Annotated in this window: 19 protein-coding genes, 1 tRNA gene and 1 other RNA gene; 16 read left to right on the top strand and 5 right to left on the bottom strand. The window is 68.9% G+C overall.

Annotated features, from left to right (window positions below; translation table 11 throughout):
* Positions 1 to 72: 72 nt before the first annotated feature.
* Together LRG10_RS10285 and proV are read right to left on the bottom strand one after the other, a co-directional pair.
* Positions 73 to 1,200, bottom strand: coding sequence for a proline/glycine betaine ABC transporter permease (locus tag LRG10_RS10285; protein ID WP_238635519.1), 1,128 nt, complete (start codon positions 1,198 to 1,200; stop codon positions 73 to 75).
* A gap of 9 nt (positions 1,201 to 1,209) precedes the next feature.
* Positions 1,210 to 2,409: a glycine betaine/L-proline ABC transporter ATP-binding protein ProV gene (gene proV / locus LRG10_RS10280; protein WP_201167981.1), complete on the bottom strand. Its 1,200-nt coding sequence runs from the start codon at positions 2,407 to 2,409 to the stop codon at positions 1,210 to 1,212.
* A gap of 316 nt (positions 2,410 to 2,725) precedes the next feature.
* On the opposite strand from proV, the gene LRG10_RS10275 reads away from it, so the two are divergent.
* From LRG10_RS10275 to LRG10_RS10250, 6 genes are all read left to right on the top strand, one after another.
* A tRNA-Ser gene (locus tag LRG10_RS10275) sits at positions 2,726 to 2,813 on the top strand.
* Positions 2,814 to 2,827: 14 nt separating this feature from the next.
* An RNA gene (gene ffs / locus LRG10_RS10270) (signal recognition particle sRNA small type) lies at positions 2,828 to 2,925 on the top strand.
* Between the two features lie 31 nt (positions 2,926 to 2,956).
* The gene (dnaX, locus tag LRG10_RS10265) at positions 2,957 to 4,624 is read left to right on the top strand and encodes a DNA polymerase III subunit gamma/tau (RefSeq protein WP_238635518.1); all 1,668 of its coding nucleotides are present in this window, start codon (positions 2,957 to 2,959) and stop codon (positions 4,622 to 4,624) included.
* A 24-nt stretch (positions 4,625 to 4,648) separates the two neighbouring features.
* Positions 4,649 to 4,972 carry a YbaB/EbfC family nucleoid-associated protein gene (locus LRG10_RS10260; RefSeq protein ID WP_201167975.1) on the top strand — a complete coding sequence of 108 codons (324 nt, stop codon included), beginning with the start codon at positions 4,649 to 4,651 and terminating at the stop codon, positions 4,970 to 4,972.
* 10 nt (positions 4,973 to 4,982) lie between these two features.
* Positions 4,983 to 5,588: a recombination mediator RecR gene (gene recR / locus LRG10_RS10255; protein ID WP_201242879.1), complete on the top strand. Its 606-nt coding sequence runs from the start codon at positions 4,983 to 4,985 to the stop codon at positions 5,586 to 5,588.
* 25 nt (positions 5,589 to 5,613) lie between these two features.
* The gene (locus LRG10_RS10250) at positions 5,614 to 5,958 is read left to right on the top strand and encodes a histidine triad nucleotide-binding protein (RefSeq protein WP_238633086.1); all 345 of its coding nucleotides are present in this window, start codon (positions 5,614 to 5,616) and stop codon (positions 5,956 to 5,958) included.
* Between the two features lie 16 nt (positions 5,959 to 5,974).
* Here the strand turns inward: LRG10_RS10250 and LRG10_RS10245 are convergent, their stop codons facing one another.
* The gene (locus LRG10_RS10245; RefSeq protein WP_238635517.1) at positions 5,975 to 7,477 is read right to left on the bottom strand and encodes an HDOD domain-containing protein; all 1,503 of its coding nucleotides are present in this window, start codon (positions 7,475 to 7,477) and stop codon (positions 5,975 to 5,977) included.
* A gap of 126 nt (positions 7,478 to 7,603) precedes the next feature.
* On the opposite strand from LRG10_RS10245, the gene motA reads away from it, so the two are divergent.
* Genes motA through LRG10_RS10225 form a run of 4 tightly spaced genes read left to right on the top strand, consistent with a single transcriptional unit; the run spans position 7,604 to position 10,989 of the window.
* The gene (motA, locus tag LRG10_RS10240; RefSeq protein ID WP_201167964.1) at positions 7,604 to 8,476 is read left to right on the top strand and encodes a flagellar motor stator protein MotA; all 873 of its coding nucleotides are present in this window, start codon (positions 7,604 to 7,606) and stop codon (positions 8,474 to 8,476) included.
* A gap of 15 nt (positions 8,477 to 8,491) precedes the next feature.
* Positions 8,492 to 9,541: a flagellar motor protein MotB gene (locus LRG10_RS10235; RefSeq protein WP_201167961.1), complete on the top strand. Its 1,050-nt coding sequence runs from the start codon at positions 8,492 to 8,494 to the stop codon at positions 9,539 to 9,541.
* 59 nt (positions 9,542 to 9,600) lie between these two features.
* On the top strand, positions 9,601 to 10,152 hold the full coding sequence (gene orn / locus LRG10_RS10230) for an oligoribonuclease (RefSeq protein ID WP_201242885.1): 552 nt from the start codon (positions 9,601 to 9,603) through the stop codon (positions 10,150 to 10,152).
* Positions 10,153 to 10,170: 18 nt separating this feature from the next.
* Positions 10,171 to 10,989 carry a sulfurtransferase gene (locus LRG10_RS10225; RefSeq protein WP_201242886.1) on the top strand — a complete coding sequence of 273 codons (819 nt, stop codon included), beginning with the start codon at positions 10,171 to 10,173 and terminating at the stop codon, positions 10,987 to 10,989.
* 84 nt (positions 10,990 to 11,073) lie between these two features.
* Here LRG10_RS10225 and ppsA read toward each other — a convergent pair whose 3' ends face one another.
* On the bottom strand, positions 11,074 to 13,446 hold the full coding sequence (ppsA, locus tag LRG10_RS10220; protein WP_201167956.1) for a phosphoenolpyruvate synthase: 2,373 nt from the start codon (positions 13,444 to 13,446) through the stop codon (positions 11,074 to 11,076).
* Positions 13,447 to 13,562: 116 nt separating this feature from the next.
* Between ppsA and LRG10_RS10215 the strand changes: the two genes are divergently transcribed.
* The 5 genes from LRG10_RS10215 to LRG10_RS10195 are packed head-to-tail and all read left to right on the top strand — an operon-like array spanning position 13,563 to position 17,484.
* Entirely contained in the window at positions 13,563 to 14,384 is an 822-nt protein-coding gene (locus LRG10_RS10215; protein ID WP_201167954.1) for a pyruvate, water dikinase regulatory protein, read from the top strand.
* Positions 14,385 to 14,415: 31 nt separating this feature from the next.
* Positions 14,416 to 14,889 (top strand): DUF1249 domain-containing protein, encoded by a 474-nt coding sequence (locus LRG10_RS10210; protein ID WP_201167952.1) that lies wholly within the window; start codon positions 14,416 to 14,418, stop codon positions 14,887 to 14,889.
* A 59-nt stretch (positions 14,890 to 14,948) separates the two neighbouring features.
* A complete protein-coding gene (locus LRG10_RS10205; RefSeq protein ID WP_201167950.1) occupies positions 14,949 to 15,425 on the top strand; it encodes an Rrf2 family transcriptional regulator in 477 nt (158 codons plus the stop codon).
* 17 nt (positions 15,426 to 15,442) lie between these two features.
* A complete protein-coding gene (locus LRG10_RS10200; protein WP_238635516.1) occupies positions 15,443 to 15,955 on the top strand; it encodes a histidine phosphatase family protein in 513 nt (170 codons plus the stop codon).
* Positions 15,955 to 17,484: a Ppx/GppA phosphatase family protein gene (locus LRG10_RS10195; RefSeq protein ID WP_201167944.1), complete on the top strand. Its 1,530-nt coding sequence runs from the start codon at positions 15,955 to 15,957 to the stop codon at positions 17,482 to 17,484. The genes LRG10_RS10200 and LRG10_RS10195 overlap by 1 nt, the downstream gene beginning before the upstream one ends.
* Positions 17,485 to 17,509: 25 nt before the next feature.
* On the opposite strand, the gene ppk1 is transcribed toward LRG10_RS10195, so the two are convergent.
* Complete coding sequence (gene ppk1, locus LRG10_RS10190) at positions 17,510 to 19,597, bottom strand: polyphosphate kinase 1 (RefSeq protein ID WP_238635515.1); 2,088 nt, start codon at positions 19,595 to 19,597, stop codon at positions 17,510 to 17,512.
* A 95-nt stretch (positions 19,598 to 19,692) separates the two neighbouring features.
* Between ppk1 and LRG10_RS10185 the strand changes: the two genes are divergently transcribed.
* Positions 19,693 to 20,037 carry a glutaredoxin gene (locus tag LRG10_RS10185; protein ID WP_238635514.1) on the top strand — a complete coding sequence of 115 codons (345 nt, stop codon included), beginning with the start codon at positions 19,693 to 19,695 and terminating at the stop codon, positions 20,035 to 20,037.
* Positions 20,038 to 20,041: the final 4 nt, after the last annotated feature.

Here is a 20,041-nt window from a genome sequence, read left to right as displayed (position 1 = left end):
ACTCCTCTGCTGCTTTCCCTCAGTCCGCCCCGCACCGGCCCCGGAGGGCCAGCCACGGGGCCGGGTTCGTGTTCAGCCCTGGTGGGCGGCCGGGCCCTGCTGGCGGTTGCCGAAGAACCAGCGCAGCAGCGCCCCGTAATCGCGCCCCTGGCCGTGCCGGCGCTCGCCGAAGCTTTGCGAGATGCGATCCAGCAGGATGGCCAGGAAGACCACGGCGAGGCCGCCCTCGAAGCCGAGCCCCACCTGCAGGCGCTGGATGCCGGTGAGCACCGTTCCGCCCAGGCCGCCGGCGCCGATCATGGAGGCGATGACCACCATGGACAAGGCCAGCATGATCGTCTGGTTGATGCCCTGCATGATCGACGGCGCGGCCAGTGGCAGCTGGATCTTGACCAGCAGTTGCCGCGGTGTGCAGCCGAAGGCCTGGCCGGCCTCCACGTGTTCCTGGCTGACCTGGCGGATGCCGAGGTTGGTCAGGCGCACCGCCGGCGGCATGGCGAAGATCAGCGTGGCGATGGCCCCCGGCACCGTGCCCAGACCGAAGAAGATCGCCGCCGGGATCAGGTAGACGAAGGGCGGCATGGTCTGCATCAGGTCCAGGATGGGGCGGACCACCATCTCCACCCGGTCGCTGCGTGACATGGCCACACCGATGGGCAGGCCGATGATCAGCGCGGCGATAGAGGAGGCCACCACCAGTGACAGGGTGCGGATGGTCTCGGGCCAGAGTTCCATGCTGAAGATCAGCCCCAGGGCGATGACGGCAAACAGCCCGAAGCGCCAGCCCACGCGCCAGAAGCTGACCAGGATCACCAGCAGCGCCAGCACCCAGGGTGGCGGGTACCAGAGCAGCGCCTGGATGGCCTCGGAGAACAGCCCCATGCCGAACAGCGCCACGGCCACGCCGAGGGCGATCAGGCCGGCCTTGCGGCCCCACGTCCGCCAGGCGCCGACCACCAGGAAGAAGGCGGCGACCCACAGCGGGTAGAGCAGGAGGAACTCGGTGGCGTCGACCAGGGCGCGGATGGCCCCCTCGATGCCGTCGAGCAGGGGCTCGAGGTTGTCGCTGATCCAGTCGACGCCGTTTTCGATCCAGTCGCCAATGGTGATCCGGTCCAGCACGTTGTCGCTGAACCACTCGGCGGCCTGATCGATCGGGCCGATGGTTTCGTGTTCCTCGATATCCGGTTGATCTTGCATGTCTGTCCCTTACGCCTGTTGGGTGCGATCCAGGGTGAGCAGCAGCTGGCTGCGCGAGAGGGTGCCGACGTAGTGCCCGTCGTCATCCACCACCACCAGCGGGTACTCGCTCTCGGCCGACGGCCCGAGCACGTCGGAGATCGCCGTGTCGGCCGCGATGGTCTGCACGCCACTGAGAAAGGCGTCGCCGTATTCGGTGCTGCCGCCGCTGCGGATGGCGTCGGTGAGGCTGTCGACGGAGACCAGCCCCTGGAAGCGGCGGTTGCGGTCGATGACCACGCCGATGTCGCTAGCGTAGTGCTTGAGCCGCTCGAGCGCGGCGCGCACGTCCACGCCGGGGCGCTGGATCACGGTGACCCGGCGGCGCTCGGCGATGTCGCCGGCGTTGTAGACCTGGCTGACGTCCACGCCGTAGAAGAAAGAGCGCACGTACTCGTTGGCCGGGTTGGAGACGATCTCCTCCGGCGTGCCGATCTGGACCACCTGACCGCCCTCCATGATGGCGATGCGGTCGCCGATGCGCATGGCCTCGTCCAGATCGTGGGAGATGAAGATGACCGTGCGGCTCTGCTCCTGCTGCAGACGGATCAGCTCATCCTGCATCTCGGTTCGGATCAGCGGGTCGAGGGCCGAGAAGGCCTCGTCCATGAGCAGGATGGAGGGGTCGGTGGCCAGGGCGCGGGCAAGGCCGACGCGCTGCTTCATGCCGCCGGAGAGTTCGTCGGGGTAGCTGTCGGCGTTGGCCGCCAGGCCGACGGCCTCGAGGGCCTGCAGGGCCTTCTCGCGTCGCTCCGCGGTGCCGTGCCCGGAGACGTCCAGGCCGAAGGCGGCATTCTCGGCGACGGTCTTGTGCGGGAGCAGGGCGAAGGACTGGAACACCATGGACATGTCGCGTCGGCGCATGTTGATGAGCTCCTGCTGGCTCATCGCCATGATGTCGTGGCCATCGACATAGATGTGGCCGTAGGTCGGGTCGATCAGGCGGTTGAACATCCGCACCATGGTCGACTTGCCGGAGCCCGACAGCCCCATGATGACGAAGACTTCACCCTCGTGGATGGTGAAGCTCGCTTCGCGCACGCCGACGGTGTTGCCGGTGCGCTGGAAGATGTCGTCCTTGTTGTAGCCCTGTTTGAGCAGCTCCATGGCCCGCTCGGGTTTCGGGCCGAAAATCTTGTAGAGGTCTTCTACGACGAGTTTTTCAGTCATGCTGATCCGTCGGTTTGAATGGAGCGTGGTGCAATCAATGCTAGGGGTGCGCGTGCCGCGGCCACTGGGGGATCAGTAGCTTGAACAAGGCCCGGGCCGGGCGACGGCTGGTGTGAAGCGAGCGCGTGTGCGCTGCCTTTTTGCTTGGTCATGCTTTTCAACTAGAACATGCCCAATGCACCCGTTGCAAGATCAGCATGTTAAAAAGCCCTCTTTCGGGTCCGGGAGCGGGGGGCGGCCGCGGCGCGGCGTTTGCGTCCACCCGCCGTATGCCTTATGCTTTCGCGTTCCAATCGTCACGGCGATTGGCGACTCAGGAGAGGTGTCCGAGCGGTCGAAGGAGCGCGCCTGGAAAGCGCGTGTACCGAAAGGTACCGAGGGTTCGAATCCCTCCCTCTCCGCCAGGCGATGGTGGCTGCACCGGTCCCCCCGCGACGAGTCGCTGTGAACCCCGTCAGGCCCGGAAGGGAGCAGCGGCAGCAGCGATCCTCGGGCGCCGGGGTGTGGCTGGTGTGGCTGCCTCCACCCAACCGGAGCCGCCGTCGGCATGACCTACCAAGCCCTTGCGCGCAAGTGGCGGCCACGCCGCTTCGAAGAGGTGGCCGGCCAGGAGCACGTCCTGCGCGCGCTGGCCAACGCCCTGGCCGATGGCCGTCTCCACCACGCCTACCTGTTTAGCGGCACCCGCGGGGTCGGCAAGACCACCGTGGCGCGCATCCTCGCCAAGTGCCTGAACTGCGAGCAGGGCATCACCGCCGAGCCCTGCGGCACCTGTGACAGCTGCCGCGAGCTGGACGCCGGGCGCTTCGTCGACCTGATCGAAGTCGACGCCGCCTCGCGGACCAAGGTCGAAGATACCCGCGAGCTGCTGGACAACGTCCAGTACGCGCCCACCCGCGGGCGGTTCAAGATCTACCTCATCGACGAGGTCCACATGCTCTCCAGCCACAGCTTCAACGCGCTGTTGAAGACGCTGGAGGAGCCCCCGGACCACGTGAAGTTCCTGCTGGCCACCACAGATCCGCAGAAGCTGCCGGTCACCGTCCTTTCGCGCTGCCTGCAGTTCCACCTGCGCCGTCTCTCCAGCACCCTGATCCGCGATCGGCTGCTGGGGCTGGCTGAAGAAGAGGGCGTGACGGTGGAGTCCGGCGCCGCCGCTCGCCTGGCCCGCGCCGCCGACGGCAGCCTGCGCGACGCCCTGAGCCTGCTCGACCAGGCGCTGGCCTTTGGCGAGGGGGCGGCCCGGGACGACGAGGTCGCGGCGATGCTCGGCGCCATCGAGCGCGACCACGTGCTGGCGGTGCTCACTGCCCTGGCCGATGACGATGGCGCGGCACTGATCGGTGCTGCCCGGCAGATGGCCGAGGCGGCGGCGGACTTCGACGAGGCCCTGGCCGAGCTGGTGGCCACGGTGCACAGCCTGGCCCTGGCGCAGCAGGTGCCCTCGGCCATCGGCGAGGACGAGCCCGAACGCGATCGGCTGCTGGCGCTGGCCGAGCGCATCGATGCCGAGGATCTGCAGCTCTACTACCAGATCGGCGTCAATGCCCGCCGCGATCTGCCCTACGCACCGGACCCGGCCACCGGCTTCGAGATGGCCCTGCTGCGCATGCACGCCTTCCGCCCCGCCGAGACGGCGCCGCGGGTCAGCGTACCAGCGGGCAGTGGTGGGGCGGCGGCCGGCGGTGGGGCCGGCCCGTCTTTGGCGAACGCGCCGCCCTCGGGAACGGGGTCGGGTGCGGCCGCGCCCCGGGACGGGGCTCCGGCGTCGGCGCCGCCCCCGGCTGAAGGTGCGGAGGCGGTTCCGCAGCCGGCCAGCGACGACGAGGAGGGCGCGGCGCGCTGGACGCGGATCGTCGGCGAGCTCGACGGGCCGCTGCGCATGCTTGCCGGACAGTGCGAGTGGGTCGGCCGCGAGGGGGAGCGTGTTATCCTGCGGCTGGACGAAAGCCACGAATACCTGAACAATGCCGAGCGGCGCGAGCGGCTGCAGACGGCGCTGGGGCGGGTCTTCGGCGAGGCGATCACCCTGCGCATCGACATCGGCCCGACCCGGTGGACGCCGGCGATGGCCGAACGGCAGCAGACCCGCGAGCGCCAGGCCGACGCGGAGCGGGCCCTGGCCGCGGACCCCGGACTGCAGGGGCTGTGCGAGGCCTTCGACGGCCAGCTCCACGGCGTGCGGCCGGCCGATGGCGAGAGCAATCATCCGTAAAGACGAGCATCGAGGTAGAAGGCGATGAAGGGCGGACTCGGCAATATCATGAAGCAGGCCCAGCAGCTGCAGGAGGACATGCAGAAGGCCCAGGAGGAGATCGCTGCCATGGAGGTCAGCGGCGAGGCTGGGGCCGGTATGGTCAAGGTGACCATGACCGGGCGCAACGAGGTGCGCAAGGTCGAGATCGACCCCTCGCTGTTCGAGGACGACCGCGAGATGGTCGAGGACCTGGTGGCGGCGGCGGTCAACGACGCCGTGCAGAAGGTCCAGCGCGAGAGCCAGGAGCGCATGTCCGGCATGGCCGAGGGCATGGGCCTGCCCCCGGGGATGAAGCTGCCGTTCTGATCGGCAGCCGATGAGCGTCTACTCGCCGCGGCTGCGCGAGCTGGTCGAGGGGCTGCGCCGTCTGCCCGGAGTGGGCGCCAAGACGGCGCAGCGCATGGCGCTGCATCTGCTCCAGCGCGACCGTGACGGCGCCCGGCAGCTTGCCGCTGCGCTGCAGGGGGCGGTGGAGGGCGTTGGCCACTGCCCCGATTGCGGGCTGCTGACCGAGGAAGAGCGCTGCGGGCTCTGTGCCAGCCCGCAGCGCCGTCGTACGCTGCTTTGCGTGGTCGAGAGCAGCGCCGACGTCTTTGCCCTCGAGCAGGCCACGGATTTCCAGGGGCTCTACTTCGTCCTCGGCGGGGCGCTGTCGCCGCTCGACGGCATCGGCCCGGAAGAGCTCGGGCTGGATCGGCTGCAGCAGCGGCTGGATGCCGGCGAGGTCGAAGAGATCATCCTCGCCACCAATCCCACCATCGAGGGCGAGGCCACCGCCCACTACGTCCAGAGCCTGGCCGCCGAGCGCGGGGTGCGCACCACGCGCATCGCCCACGGGGTGCCCATGGGCGGCGCGCTGGAGCAGGTGGACCAGGGGACCCTCTCTCACGCTTTCATGGGGCGGCGTGATTACGAGGGCTGAGCATCGGCCGGAAAAGGAGGCACCGATGACCGACTGTATCTTCTGCAAGATCGTCGCCGGGGAACTCCCCGCGGATATCGTCCACAGCGGCGAGCAGGTGATCGCCTTTCGGGATCTCCATCCCCAGGCGCCGACCCACATCCTGATCATCCCGCGGCGCCACGTGCCGACGCTGCACGATCTGACCGCCGACGACGGCGAACTGCTCAACGAGATGTTCACCGCCGCCCGCACCCTGGCCGAGCAGGAGGGCCTCAGCGAGCGTGGCTACCGCACCGTCTTCAACTGCAAGGACGAGGGCGGGCAGGAGATCCACCACCTGCACCTGCACCTGCTCGGTGGCCGGCAGATGACCTGGCCGCCGGGCTGAGCCGCCGGCGCCGGGATCAAAGCTCGCTCAGGCGCTGAGCTCCCAGGGCGCAGAGCCGCCGCATGGCCTTGAAGCTGGCCTCATCCAGGGCGTTGTCGATCCGGTGGCGGTCGGCGTAGATCATGCCCTGCGGCCGGCCGCCCACGAAGAAAGAGGCGAGAAAGGCCGAGCGCTCGTCGGCCAGGGCGTGCAGGGCCGCCGGCACGCGGTGTTGGACGCGCTGATAACGCGGCGGGGTCAGCCATACCGCTGAGGGCTTGGCCATCAGCTCCTGGAGCAGGGAAGGGCGGGAGAGGTCCACCCGGAAGCGGTGGAAGTTGGGGTCGCCGGCGGCGCCGAGCACGTACTGGCCCGCCAGCGTCTCCCCGTCCGGGAGCATCTGCGCATAGAGCACGCGGCTCAGCCCCAGGCCGTCATAGAGACCGGTGAGCACCAGGTTGAGGATGCAGTCGCGGGGCGTGACGCGGCCCTGGCGGCGGCGCATCTGCGCCTCGGAGCGCGCGTAATCGCGGTTCTCCAGCTCGTGGCGCACCCGTTGGAAGACCTCGCGACGCGGCGCCAGACAGACGCCGCCCTTGGCGGTGCCATCGGAGAGGTAGGGGTTGTCGGAGGTCTCGCTGATCGGCGCGCGAGCCGGTTGTTCCGGCTCGTCCTCGTCCGTCTCGCCCAGCAGCGGGGCGAAGGTCACCGGCTTCCAGGGCAGCAGCTCGGCCGCCTCGGCGGCACCGGCGGAGATCTCCGCCCGGGTGGACTCGTCGTCGAGTTCGAGTAGCTCGGCGAGGGCGTCGAGCAGCGGCGGCATCTCCGGGTGGTGCCACCCCTGGCGGGCCAGGGCGGCCAGCCGGGTGGCCAGGCCCACCGCCCAGCTGCGCGGCGAGCGCGTGTCGGCGGCCAGCGCCTCGCTGGATTCGGCCACCAGGGCGGGCAGCTGCCACTGCTGGGCCAGGGCCAGGTTGAGTTCCCCCAGGGAGAAGCCCAGGGCGACGTACTCCGCCTCGGAGGCGTAGGCGGGCTCCGGGGCCATCTCGTGGATGGTGCGCATCACCCGGCCCTCGTCGTGGCTCCACATGACCAGCTCGGCGCTGTGGCGCAGCATCGCGGCGGTGTAGACCTCGTTGGGCAGCAGATCGGCGAGCTGCCACGCCCAGCGCCGGGCCTGGCAGGCGGCGTGGATGGCCCGCTCGCAGGTGAACAGGTAACCGCGGTAGTTGGCCCGGGTCAGGGCCGATTCGGCGCGGGGCAGCCCGTCGGCCACAGCGCGGACGTTGCGCACCCCGCGCAGGAGCACGGCCTCTTCCATGCTGTGCACGCCGGAGTCCAGGTGGCGCGAGGCGTGGGTATTGACGTCGCGGATCAGCCCGAGGACCAGGGCCGGGTCCACGTAGATCTGCGCGGCCAGATCGCGCGGCGGCAGCTCATAGTCCAGCGTGTGCCGGGGCAGGCGCGGCAGCCGCGGCTCGCCGATGGCCGCAACCCAGTCCTCCAGACGCCGCTGCGGGGATTCGGGATCCTTGTTCATGGCGTCATTGTAGGGCCCCTGAACGGCTCCGGGAATGGAAAGGGCGCTGCCCCGACAGGGTTGATCGGTTAGACTGGCGGCCACGGATCCTCCAGCCAGCAGCCACAGGGGGGCAGGCAGGCACACATGCTGGTTATCATTGGCGCTGCCATCGCATTCTTCTCGGTGATCGTCGGCTACACCGCCCACGGCGGCCCGCTGGCCATCCTCTGGCAGCCGTACGAGTTCCTGATCATCTTCGGCGCGGCCATCGGCGGCTTCCTGATCGCCAATCCGCTGAAGGTCATCAAGCGGGTGTTGAGCACCATCCCCAAGATCCCCGGCGGAGCGCCCTACGGGCGCGAGCACTACATGGATCTGCTCGCGCTGCTCTACGAGATCTTCCAGCGCGCCCAGCGCGACGGGCTGCTCTCCATCGAGGACGATGTGGACAACCCCCACGAGAGCGAGTTGTTCAAGTCCTACCCGCGCATCCTCAACGACCACGTGGCCCTGGAGTTCCTCTGCGACTACCTCCGTCTCATGGTGGGGGGCAACATGAACCCCTTCGAGATGGAGAACCTCATGGACGTGGAGATCGAGTCCCACCACAAGGAGGCGTCGCACCCGGCGGCCGCGGTGAACAAGGTGGCCGACGCCATGCCCGGATTCGGCATCATCGCCGCGCTGCTCGGCGTGGTCATCGCCCTCGGGTCTTTGGACGAGGACGTGATGACCATCGGCGGGTTGGTGGCCTCGGCGCTGGTCGGCACCTTCACCGGCATCTTCGCCGGTTACGCCTTCGTCGGCCCGCTGGGCCAGGCCATGGAGCACCGGGCGCAGGAGCAGACCAAGTTCCTGGAGACCATCAAGCTGACCCTTTTGGCCGTGCTCAACGGCTACAAGCCGGTGGTGGCGGTGGAGTTCGGCCGCAAGGCGATGTTCGAGGCGGAGCGACCGACCTTCTTCGAGCTCGAGGAGCATGTGAAGATGCAGGCCGCCCGCAGTCAGGACGCTTAAGGGCAGCCCCGGGGCATGGTCGAGGAGAACAAGACCCGCCCGGTCGTCATCAAGAAGGTGGCGAAGCACGGCGAGGAGCACCACGGCGGCTCGTGGAAGATCGCCTTCGCCGACTTCATGACGGCGATGTTCGCCATCTTCCTGGTCCTTTGGCTGCTGCTCGCCCTGGACGATGATCAGCGCAAGGGCATCGGCCAGTACTTCCGGGATCCGCAGGCGGCCCATCCGCCGGCGGCCCGCGACGTGATCGACTTCGAGGGCGAGCGCCGCGCGCCCATCGACCTGGAGGGCATGCCCCTGGGCGAGGGCGGGTTCATTCGGGCCGAGGAGATGCAGGATCTGGCCGAGCGCTTCCAGGATGCGGTGATGGACGACCCGGACCTGGCCGAGTACGCCGATCAGATCATGCTCGATATCACCGACGACGGTCTGCGCATCCAGCTGGTCGACCACGACGGTCGGCCGATGTTCGAACTCGGCAGCGCCGACCCCAAGGACCACACCGAGGAGATCCTCCGTGCCCTGGCCGGTGTGCTCGAGGAGGTGCCCAATCCGGTCTCGCTCTCCGGTCACACCGACGCCCGGCCGTTTGCCCGGGACGACTACGACAACTGGTCGCTGTCCACCGACCGGGCCCATTCCGCTCGGCAGACGCTGGTCGACGGGGGGCTGCCCGCGGGGCGCATCGGCCAGGTGGTCGGCTACGCCGATACCATCCCCGCCGACCCGGACGACCCCCGGGCCGATATCAACCGCCGCATCTCCGTCGTCCTGCTCAGCCGCGCGGCGGTGGCGAGCATCGCCGAGCGCGAGCGGCGCATGGACCCCGATGAGCACGCCCTGGATGCCCTGCCGCGCCGGCCGCGGGAGCTGCTGACCCCGGAGGAGCGGCGGATCGAGCAGGGGCTCGACGACGTCGAGGAGACGGTCCCGGAGGTCGATGAGGATGAGGCGGCGGAGGCCGACGGCGAGGCCGAGGAGGCGCCGGACGACGACGGGGAGGAGGCGGGCCCCGAGGTGGAGATGCCCGACCTGGAGCCCCCGGCCGAGCCGGAGACCTGGTGACGCCCGGGCTCGGCGCCGATGCTAGACTGAACCACTCACGCGCAGGCGAGAGCACACGTATGGGTTTCTCTGAATGGAATCTGATCTGGATCGATCTTGAGATGACCGGTCTGGATCCGAGTCGCGACCGGATCATCGAGATCGCGGTGGTGGTCACCGACAGCAACCTCGACACGCTGGCCGAGGGGCCGGTGCTGGCCATCCACCAGGATCGATCCCTGCTCGATGGCATGGACGAGTGGAACACGCGACAGCACGGCCGCTCGGGGCTGACCGAGCGGGTGCGGGCCAGCACGGTGACCGAGGCGGAGGCCGAGGCGCAGGTGCTGGCATTCCTCAAGCAGCACGTGCCGCCGCGCACCTCGCCGATGTGCGGTAACAGCATCTGCCAGGACCGCCGTTTCCTGGCGCGCTGGATGCCGGATTTGGAGGCCTACTTCCACTACCGCCACATCGATGTCAGCACCCTCAAGGAACTGGCCCGGCGCTGGGCGCCGGAGGTGGCCGACGGGGTGCGCAAGTCCGGCAACCACCTGGCCCTGGACGATATACGCGACTCCATCAACGAGCTGCGCCACTACCGGCGCGAGTTCCTGCGCATGCCGGCCTGACGCCGGCGGGAGGGGAGGATGCTGCTGCTCGATCCGGGCGATCTGCAGACCCTGCGCGAGCGCGAACCGGTGCTCGTGGTGGATGTCGGGGACGACGACGGCCGCTACCGGCAGACGCACATCCCGGGGGCGGTGCACCTGCCCTACGGCCACCTGACGCGCGCCGAGCCGCCGGCGATGGGGCTGGTCCCCGACGCCGCGGTCCTGGGCAAACGCCTGGGCGCGGTGGGGATCGACGACTCGGTCACGGTCATTGCCTATGACTCCGACGGCGGGGGGCGGGCGAGCCGCCTGCTATGGACGCTGGATCTACTCGGTCATCCCCGCCATGGGTTGCTCAACGGTGGTCTTCAGGGGTGGCTCGCCGAGGAGGGGCCGGTGGAAGGCGGCGCGGTGGCACCGCAGTCGTGCAGCTACCCGGCGCAGATCCGCCATCCCGAGTGCCTGGTCGACCGCGACTGGGTGCTGGCGCACCTGGACGACCCATCGGTGACGCTCATCGACGCCCGGTCCCGGGGGGAATACACCGGTACCGACGTCCGCGCCCGCCGGGGTGGTCACATCCCGGGGGCGGTGCACCTGGACTGGCAGGCGCTGATGGATCCCGAGGATCCGCCGCTACTGCGCCCGGCGCCGCAGGTGCAGCAGCTGCTGCACGAGCGCGGCATCGACGACCCGCGGCAGGAGCTGGTGGTGCACTGCCAGACCCACCACCGCTCATCCCTGACCTACGTGGTGCTGCGCGCGCTGGGCTACCAGCGGGTGCGCGCCTACGCCGGCTCCTGGTCGGAGTGGGGCAACGATCCGGAGCTGCCGGTCCGCGAGGGCGGCCCGTAGCAGTGCATCGCAGCGGGTAACCGTGGGGAAGGGCGGACCGGGGAGGGGCGCCGCCGCCCCCCGGTCCGTGGGAGGAGCAGCGCCTTACTGCTCCTTGCCCGCCAGATACAGCCAGGTCTCGACGACCGTATCCGGGTTCAGGGAGACGCTCTCGATGCCCTCGTCCATCAGCCACTGGGCCAGGTCGGGGTAGTCCGACGGGCCCTGGCCGCAAATGCCGACGTACTTGCCGTGGCGGCGGCAGGCCTGGATGGCCATGGAGAGCATGCGCTTGACCGCCTCGTTGCGCTCGTCGAACTGATCGGCGATGACACCCGAGTCACGATCCAGTCCAAGGGTCAACTGAGTCAGGTCGTTGGAGCCGATCGAGAAGCCGTCGAAGTGCTCCAGGAACTCGTCGGCGAGCACGGCGTTAGAGGGCAGCTCGCACATCATCATGACCTTCAGGCCGTCCTTGCCGCGCTCCAGGCCGTTCTCGGCAAGCAGGCGGATGACCTGCTCGGCCTCGGCGGTGGTGCGCACGAAGGGCACCATCAGCCAGACGTTGTCCAGGCCCATCTCGTCGCGGACCCGGCGCAGGGCGCGGCACTCGAGCTTGAAGCACTCCTGGAAGTCGGGGCTGATGTAGCGCGAGGCGCCCCGGAAGCCGATCATCGGGTTTTCTTCGTGCGGCTCGTACTTCTCGCCACCGATGAGGTTGGCGTACTCGTTGGACTTGAAGTCCGACATGCGCACGATCACCGGCTTCGGGTGGAAGGCGGCGCCGAGCATGGAGACCCCCTCGGCGAGCTTGTCCACGTAGAACTCCTCGGGGTTCTCGTAGCCGGCCGTCTGCGAGCGGATGACCCGCTTGATCGACTCCTCCTGCTGATCGAACTCGAGCAGCGCCCGGGGGTGGATGCCGATCATCCGGTTGATGATGAACTCCACGCGGGCGAGGCCGACGCCCTCGTTGGGCAGGAACTGGAAGTCGAAGGCGCGGTCCGGGTTGCCGACGTTCATCATGATCTTGAACGGCAGATCCGGCATGTCGGACAGGGAGACCTCGCGGACCTCGAAGTCCTGCTTGCCCTCGTAGACGTAGCCGGTGTCGCCCTCGGCGCAGGAGACGGTGGCGTCGATGCTATCCGGGATGGTCTCGGTGGCATTGCCGCAGCCGACGATTGCCGGGATGCCGAGCTCGCGGGCGATGATCGCGGCGTGGCAGGTGCGGCCACCGCGGTTGGTGACGATCGCCGCCGCGCGCTTCATGATCGGCTCCCAGTCCGGGTCGGTCATGTCGGTGACCAGCACGTCGCCTTCCTGGACGCGGTTGATCTCACTGACATCCTGGACGACGCGGGTGGGGCCGGCGCCGATGCGCTGGCCGATGGCACGACCCTCGGTCAGCACCTGGCCGCGATCCTTGAGGTGGTAGCGCTCGAGCACCTGGCCGCCGTCCCGGCTTTTCACCGTCTCCGGGCGGGCCTGGAGGATGTAGAGCTGCCCGTCCTCGCCGTCCTTGCCCCACTCGATGTCCATGGGGCGGCCGTAGTGCTTCTCGATGATCACCGCCTGGCGGGCGAGATCCTCGATGTCGGCGTCGTTGAGGCAGAAGCGCATGCGGTCGGACTCGGGGACGTCGACGGTCTCGACGGTCTTGCCGTGCTCGGTGCTGCCCGAGTAGACCATCTTGATCGCCTTGCCGCCGAGGTTGCGGCGCAGGATGGCCGGGCGGTTCTGCTCGAGGTTGGGCTTGTAGACGTAGAACTCGTCGGGGTTGACCGCGCCCTGGACCACCGTCTCGCCCAGGCCCCAGGAGGCGGTGACGAAGACGGCCTCACGGAAGCCGGACTCGGTGTCCATGGTGAACATCACGCCGGAGGCGCCGATATCCGAGCGCACCATGCGCTGGATGCCCGCCGAAAGGGCCACCTGCTCGTGGTCGAAGCCGTGGTGGACGCGATAGGCGATGGCGCGGTCGGTGAATAGAGAGGCGAAGACGTGGTGGATGGCCTCGCGGATGCCGTCCAGGCCGCGGACGTTGAGGAAGGTCTCCTGCTGACCGGCGAAGGAGGCATCCGGCAGGTCCTCGGCGGTGGCCGAGGAGCGCACGGCGAAGGAGGCCTCGCCCGGGTGTTGCGACTCGAGCTTCTCGTAGCCGGCGCGGATGGCGGCGTCGAGGCTCTCGGGCAGGGGCGCGTCGAGGATCATCTGGCGGATCTTCGCGCCGGTGGCGGCGAGCTGCTCGACGTCGTCGACATCCAGCCCCGCCAGCGCGTCACGGATCCCCGAGCGCAGGTTGTTGGCGTCGAGGAACTCCCAGTACGCCTTCGCCGTGGTGGCGAACCCGCCCGGGACACGGACGCCCGCCTTGGCGAGGTTGCTGATCATCTCGCCGAGGGAGGCGTTCTTGCCGCCTACCTGGTCAACATCGCCCATGCCAAGGGCGTCGAACTCCACTACGTAATCTTGCAAGGCTGTGCTCCCCTGAAGCGTCACAATGGCCGTGCTCGCGGTGCTGCGTGCCGCGGCCGGCGGTCTTGGTCTAATATGGCCCGCCGACACATGGCCGCAACGGGACCGACCCACCGATGACTGATGTGCGCAGGGTTTTCTTTGTCTCCGATCGTACCGGGATCACGGCCGAGGCCCTCGGCCACTCGCTGATGACCCAGTTCTCGGTCACCACCGAGCAGGCCACGATCCCCTTCGTCGAAACGGTGGAGCGGGCACGGGCGGCGTTACGCCGGATCACGGCGGCATCCACCGAGGATGACCATCCGCCCATTGTCTTCTCCACCATCATCGACCCGGAGGTGCTCGCCGTCCTGCGCGGGAGCGAGCACATTGTCCTCTTCGATTTCTTCGACACCTTCATCGCGCCGCTCGAACGCGAGCTGGAGGTGCCGTCGAACCATGTCATCGGCCGGTCGCACGGAATCGCGGATGATAGCACGTACGATGTGCGGATCGATGCCATGAATTTCGCACTGCACCATGACGACGGCGCCACCCATCAGCACTACGGCCGCGCCGACGTCATCCTGGTGGGGGTCTCGCGCAGCGGGAAGACCCCGGCATCGCTCTATTTGGCGCTGCAGTTCGGCGTCTACGCCGCCAACTACCCGCTCACCGACGACGACCTGATCGCCACTCGGCTGCCCCGGGCGCTGGTCTCGCACCGCGAGAAGCTCTTCGGGCTGACCATCGACCCGGACCGGCTGCACCAGATCCGCAGTGAGCGTCGCCCCAACAGCCGCTACGCCGAGCTGCGCCAGTGCGAGTACGAGGTGGCGCGCGCCGAGGCGATGTTCCGCCGCGAGGGGATCCCCTATCTGGACATCACCACCATGTCCATCGAGGAGATCTCTTCGACGGTGATCCATCAGCACGCGCTGACCCGGCGCGTCTAGGCCATGGGTTTGCTGCGCGGCGGGGCATGTTATGCTCGCGCGCATGGTTCAGGAAGCCTCCGCCACGCACCGAGCCCTTGAGGCGAAACCGCGCACCTTCGCGGCGCTCATGGAGCTCTACGAGACGAACTACATCTACATGCGCCGCCTGGTGCCCGATCTGGAACGGGCGGATGCCGAGCGCGAGATTTCCTTCTCGCGGGACGGCGTGGCGCTTCGTCTCGAGGTGCTCGAACGCAGTCGCTACACCACCACCGTCCTTCTGACCCACCGCTTCGCATCCGGCTGCGGGGCCGAATCGCTGCCGGAGCTGACCGTGCGGGTCTACCACGACGCCCGAGTGGCCGAGGTGATGGCCACCGGCGGGCGTACGGTGCGCGATCCGGCCGGCAGCCTGGAACAGCGCTGGGTCAGCAATCGGTTCCTGAGTCGCTGGCTGCGGTTCAGCCTGGGCGAGGGGCACGGATTTCGCCTGCAGTCCGGGAGTTCGACGGATCGACCTTGACCGGACGCAATCCGGCCGCTATAACCAGAGATACCCCCCATCTTGTTAAGGAATTGGCTATGCGCTTGTCGACGAAAGGGCGTTACGCAGTCACTGCGATGATGGAGCTGGCCCTCAACAGCGAGAAGGGGCCGGTGACCCTCGCGGAAATCTCCCACACCCAGGGCATCTCGCTGTCGTACCTGGAGCAGCTGTTCGCGCGCATGCGTCGCGACGGGCTGGTCGTCGGGGTGCGCGGCCCCGGCGGCGGCTACCGCCTGGCGCGTCCGGCGGGCGAGATCTCGGTGGCGCAGATCATCACCGCAGTGGATGAAGGCACGGCCCAGGGGCAGAGCGTTGGTGAGGGAGGCGCCGACGACGACCGCTGCCTGACTCACGACCTGTGGGTCGACCTGAGCCGGCAGATCTACGACTTCCTCAACGGCATCACCCTCGAGCAAATGGCCCGCGACGCCGGCGTGCGCGAGGTGGCGGAGCGCGTCGGCTCCGGTGATCGCGACGTGGGGCGCGGCGACCGCTCCTCGTCGGTGGCCTGAGTCGTACGGGAGTCTCCATGGGTCCGGTCCTGGTGGTTCGGCATGCCATTGCCGAACCCCGCGACCAGGCCCCCGACAGCAGGGATCGGACCCGCCGCGTCTCGGATCAGGGGCAGCGGGTCATGCGTCGGGCGGCGCTGGGGCTGCGGCGGGTGGTCGAACACCTGCCGCTGGTGGCGCACAGCCCCCTGACCCGTGCCGTGCAGACCGCAGCCATCCTGGATGCCGCCTTCCCCGAGTCTACTGCCCGGCGCGAGCTGGCTGCGCTGGCCCCCGGCGGGGATCCCGCGGCCATCTTCCAGTGGCTGGCCGGGATCGATGAGACGCCGGTGGCCCTGGTGGGCCACGAGCCCGATCTCGGCTGCTGGGTCGGGCACGCCCTGATCGGCTCGCCGGTCTCCTTCCTCGCCTTCCCCAAGGCGTCCGTCTGTCTGCTTGACTTCCCCGAGGAGGCGGCCCCCGGTGCGGCGCGGTTGATCGGTCACTATCCTCCCCGGGTACTCAGCGACCTGTCGGAGGTGGCGCAGTGATGCACGATGAGCAGGTGATCGCGGCGGTTGATCTGGGTTCGAACAGCTTCCACATGGTGGTCGCGCGCATCGATCCGGCCACCCGTACCCTGCGCGTCATCGACCGGCTGCGCGAGACGGTTCGCCTGGGCTCCGGGCTGGAGCAGGGGCAGAAGCGTCTGAGCGAGGCCGCCCGGGAGCGTGCCCTGGCGTGTCTGGCCCGCTTCGGAGACCGGCTGCGCCGCCTGCAGGCGCAGCAGGTGCGGGCGGTGGGTACCAACACCCTGCGCCGCGCGCGCGATGCCGCCGATTTCATGCAGGAGGCCGAGCACGCCCTGGGCCACCCCATCGAGGTGGTCTCGGGCTACGAGGAGGCGCGTCTGATCTACCTCGGGGTGGCCCACAGCCTCGGTTTCGATGAGCACCGCCGATTGGTGGTGGACATCGGCGGGGGCAGCACCGAGCTGATCCTGGGCCGCGGTCCCCGGGCCGAGCAGATGGAGAGCGTCCATCTCGGCTGTGTGTCACTGACCGGGCGCTGTTTCGCCGACGGTCGCATCACCGAGCGGCGGTTCCGGGAGGCGGGGGTTCTGGCCCGCCTCGAACTCGGGCCGGTGGAGGGGGCCTTTCGGGCGCCGGCCTGGCAGGGTGCGGTAGGCGCCTCCGGGACCGTGCGCGCCGCGGCGGACGCCTGCGCCAGCCGGGACTGGTCGCCGCCGGGGTGGATCACCGCCGAGGCGCTGGGCCGACTGCGCCGGCTGGCGGTGGAGGCCGGCGATGCGGAAGTCCTGGGCGAGTGGCTGGGCCTGTCCGGCGACCGCCGGCAGGTCTTCCCGGCTGGGCTGGCGGCGCTGTGCGCCGTCTTCGAGGCGCTGGGCATCGAGCGCATGGAGGTTGCCGACGGCGCCATGCGCGAGGGGGTGATGCACGACCTGGCGGGCCGGCTGGGCATGCTTCAGCACAGCGAAGACGCCCGGGCCAACACGGTGGCGGCGCTGCGCCGGCGCTACTCGGTGGAGTCGGGACAGGCCGACCGGGTGGCGGCGACGGCGGCCACGCTGCTGGAGCAGGCGGCGCCTAGCTGGGGGCTGGTCGATCGCTTCTACCATGACATCCTGGACTGGGCCGCGCAGCTCCACGAGATCGGCCTGGACATCTCCCACGCCCAGTACCACAAGCACGGCGCCTACATCCTTCGCAATGCGGACATGGCCGGCTTCTCCCGCCAGGAGCAGCAGCTGCTGGCCCTGTTGGTGCGGGTCCACCGCCGCAAGCTCGCCCGCGGGCAGCTGAAGGCCCTGCCGCAGCGGTGGCTGGATACCGGCAAGCGGCTGGCGGTGGTGCTGCGCCTGGCCGTGCTGCTTCACCGCGGCCGGGCCGACGGCAGCGTGCTCGAGCCACGGGTCGAGCCGCTGGGCGACGGCATGCGCCTGTGGTTCCCGGCGGGGTGGTTGGCCGACAATCCTCTGCTGCAGGCCGATCTGGCCCAGGAGCAGCGCTACCTGGAGCGCGCCGGCATGACCCTGGAGCTGGCCGAGTCGGCCGGCTAGGGCGGCGCCGGCGCGCGGGCCACGTTTAGGCGTCCTCGGCGAGGTGGGCGAGCAGGGCCTGTTGGGCACTGAACGGGGTCTCTTCATCGCCCTCCGGCCGGGCGCGCACGTAGGAGCCGTCCGCCTGGAGCAGCCACGCCTGCTGGGTATCCGCCAGGTAGTAGGCCAGGTCCTTGCCGATGCGCTCACGCGCCTCCCGGTCGTCGATGGGGAAGGCGGTCTCCACCCGGCGGAAGAAGTTGCGATCCATCCAGTCGGCGCTGGCGCCGTACATCTCCGGGGTTCCGGCGTTCTCGAAGTAGAAGACCCGGGTGTGCTCGAGGAAGCGGCCGACGATCGAGCGCACGCGGATGTTCTCCGAGACCCCGGGCAGCCCGGGGCGCAGGACGCACATGCCGCGGACGATCAGGTCGATCTCCACCCCGGCCTGCGAGGCCCGGTAAAGGGCCTGGATGGCGCGCGGCTCGGTCAGGGCATTGAGCTTGGCGATGATCCGTCCGCCGCGACCTGCGGCGGCGTGCTCGGCTTCGCGCTCGATGCGGGCGAGCACGCCGTCGTGCAGGGTGAACGGGGCCTGGAGCAGGCGGTGCAGATCCTTGAACCGACCCAGGCTGGTCAGTTGCAGGAAGACGCTGCGCACGTCCTCGCCGATGCGCCGGTCGGCGGTCAGCAGGCCGTAGTCGGTGTAGAGCCGTGCGGTGCGCGAGTGGTAGTTGCCGGTGCCGAGGTGCACGTAGTTGCACAGGCGGCCGCCCTCGCGCCGGACGATGAGCATCATCTTGCCGTGGGTCTTGTAGCCCACTACTCCGTAGACCACGTGCGCGCCGGCCTCCTGGAGGCGGTTGGCCAGGCGGATGTTGTCCTGCTCGTCGAAACGCGCACGCAGCTCCACCACCACCGTGACCTCCTTGCCGGCGCGGGCGGCGCGGACCAGATTGTCGACGATGGCCGAATCGGGGCCGGTGCGGTAGAGCGTCTGTTTGATGGCCAGGACGTTGGGGTCCTGGGCGGCCTGGCGGACCAGGTCGACCACCGGCAGGAAGGATTGGAAGGGGTGGTGGAGGAGGATGTCCCGCTGCCGGATGGCCTTGAACAGGTCGGTCCCGGTGCTCAGCACCGCGGGCAGCCCCGGTGTGAACGATGGGTACTTGAGGTCGGTGCGGTCGACCAGGTCGTAGACGGCCATCAAGCGGTTGAGGTTCACCGGGCCGTCCACCTGGTAGAGGTCGTCGCGGCCGAGTTCGAACTCCTCGAGGAGGAAGTCGGCCATGGCGTCCGGGCAGTTGGCTGCCACCTCCAGGCGCACGCCCTGGCCGTAACGGCGCTGCGGCAGCTCGCCCTCCAGCGCGCGCATCAGGTCGTCGACCTCCTCCTCGTCGACGAAGAGATCGCCGTTGCGGGTGACGCGGAACTGGTAGCAGCCGCGCACCGTCATGCCCGGGAACAGGTCGTTGACGAAGGCGTGGATGACCGAGGAGAGGAAAACGAAGTTATTCGGGCCGCCGCCGTCGATCTCCGCCGCCGGCAGCTGGATGATCCGGGGCAGGGCGCGGGGCGCCTGAACGATGGCGTAGCCGGTGTTGCGACCGAAGGCGTCCTTGCCCTCGAGCGAGACGATGAAGTTGAGGCTCTTGTTGAGCACCTTGGGGAACGGATGCGCCGGGTCCAGGCCGAGGGGGCTGAGGATGGGCAGCAGCTCGGTCTCGAAGTAGTGGCGCAGCCAGTCGCGCTGTGCCTCGCTCCAGTCCTGGCGGCGTACGAAGTGGATCGACTGCTCGGCTAGCGCGGGGATCAGCTGCTCGTTGAGCACCCGGTACTGCTCGTGGACGATCTCGTGGGCCACTGAGCCGGTGGCGCGCAGCACCTCCTGGGGGCTGCGGCCGTCGGCCTCGGTCTGCACCGAGCCGAGCTCCGCCCGCTGCTTGACGCCGGCCAAGCGGATCTCGAAGAACTCGTCCATGTTGGTGCTGAGGATGCACAGGAACTTGAGCCGCTCGAGAAGCGGTACGCTCGGATCCCTGGCCTGTTCCAGGACCCGGCGGTTGAACTCGAGGAGGCTGAGCAGGCGGTTGTTGTAGAGCTCGGGCTGTTTGAGGTCGGTCGGTTCTTGCATGCCTTCTACGCTAGCAGAATCCGCCTCTGGGCGGTTTTTCGATTCTATGACATCCTGCGAATGTGAAGCCCGACAACCATCGAGGAGCGACGATCATGAGCGACGAGCGCCCCGCAGCGGACCCCAGCGAGCAGCGCCGCCTGCAGCGTCGGATCGACCGCGCGGTGGCGGGGCTGGTGCTCTATGAGCGGTCATGGTGCCCGTTCTGCATGCGGGTCAACATGACCCTGCGCAGCCTCGGCATCGAGCTGGAACGCCGCGATATCGGCCAGGATCCCCAGGCCGCTCGCGAGCTCGAGGAGCACGGTGGCAAGCGCATGGTGCCCTGCCTCTACATCCCCGACGGCGGCGACGGACAGTGGCTCTACGAGTCGGGGGATATCGCCGCCTACCTGCGCGCACTGGTCGAGGAGCTCGGCCCCGACGGGCGCGACGGGTGAGCGG

The sequence above is a fragment of the Halorhodospira sp. 9628 genome, assembly GCF_022228075.1.
Classification (GTDB): Bacteria; Pseudomonadota; Gammaproteobacteria; order Nitrococcales; family Halorhodospiraceae; genus Halorhodospira; species Halorhodospira halophila_A.
Note: the sequence above shows the minus strand (reverse complement) of the source record. Positions and strands in the feature narration are given on the sequence as shown.

Bases quoted from the DNA above. Each gene is read 5' to 3' on its own strand.
- LRG10_RS10285 (WP_238635519.1), bottom strand. From the start codon at position 1,200: ATGCAAGATCAACCGGATATCGAGGAACACGAAACCATCGGCCCGATC.
- proV (WP_201167981.1), bottom strand. From the start codon at position 2,409: ATGACTGAAAAACTCGTCGTAGAAGACCTCTACAAGATTTTCGGCCCG.
- dnaX (WP_238635518.1), top strand. From the start codon at position 2,957: ATGACCTACCAAGCCCTTGCGCGCAAGTGGCGGCCACGCCGCTTCGAA.
- LRG10_RS10260 (WP_201167975.1), top strand. From the start codon at position 4,649: ATGAAGGGCGGACTCGGCAATATCATGAAGCAGGCCCAGCAGCTGCAG.
- recR (WP_201242879.1), top strand. From the start codon at position 4,983: ATGAGCGTCTACTCGCCGCGGCTGCGCGAGCTGGTCGAGGGGCTGCGC.
- LRG10_RS10250 (WP_238633086.1), top strand. From the start codon at position 5,614: ATGACCGACTGTATCTTCTGCAAGATCGTCGCCGGGGAACTCCCCGCG.
- LRG10_RS10245 (WP_238635517.1), bottom strand. From the start codon at position 7,477: ATGAACAAGGATCCCGAATCCCCGCAGCGGCGTCTGGAGGACTGGGTT.
- motA (WP_201167964.1), top strand. From the start codon at position 7,604: ATGCTGGTTATCATTGGCGCTGCCATCGCATTCTTCTCGGTGATCGTC.
- LRG10_RS10235 (WP_201167961.1), top strand. From the start codon at position 8,492: ATGGTCGAGGAGAACAAGACCCGCCCGGTCGTCATCAAGAAGGTGGCG.
- orn (WP_201242885.1), top strand. From the start codon at position 9,601: ATGGGTTTCTCTGAATGGAATCTGATCTGGATCGATCTTGAGATGACC.
- LRG10_RS10225 (WP_201242886.1), top strand. From the start codon at position 10,171: ATGCTGCTGCTCGATCCGGGCGATCTGCAGACCCTGCGCGAGCGCGAA.
- LRG10_RS10215 (WP_201167954.1), top strand. From the start codon at position 13,563: ATGACTGATGTGCGCAGGGTTTTCTTTGTCTCCGATCGTACCGGGATC.
- LRG10_RS10210 (WP_201167952.1), top strand. From the start codon at position 14,416: ATGCTCGCGCGCATGGTTCAGGAAGCCTCCGCCACGCACCGAGCCCTT.
- LRG10_RS10205 (WP_201167950.1), top strand. From the start codon at position 14,949: ATGCGCTTGTCGACGAAAGGGCGTTACGCAGTCACTGCGATGATGGAG.
- LRG10_RS10200 (WP_238635516.1), top strand. From the start codon at position 15,443: ATGGGTCCGGTCCTGGTGGTTCGGCATGCCATTGCCGAACCCCGCGAC.
- LRG10_RS10195 (WP_201167944.1), top strand. From the start codon at position 15,955: ATGCACGATGAGCAGGTGATCGCGGCGGTTGATCTGGGTTCGAACAGC.
- ppk1 (WP_238635515.1), bottom strand. From the start codon at position 19,597: ATGCAAGAACCGACCGACCTCAAACAGCCCGAGCTCTACAACAACCGC.
- LRG10_RS10185 (WP_238635514.1), top strand. From the start codon at position 19,693: ATGAGCGACGAGCGCCCCGCAGCGGACCCCAGCGAGCAGCGCCGCCTG.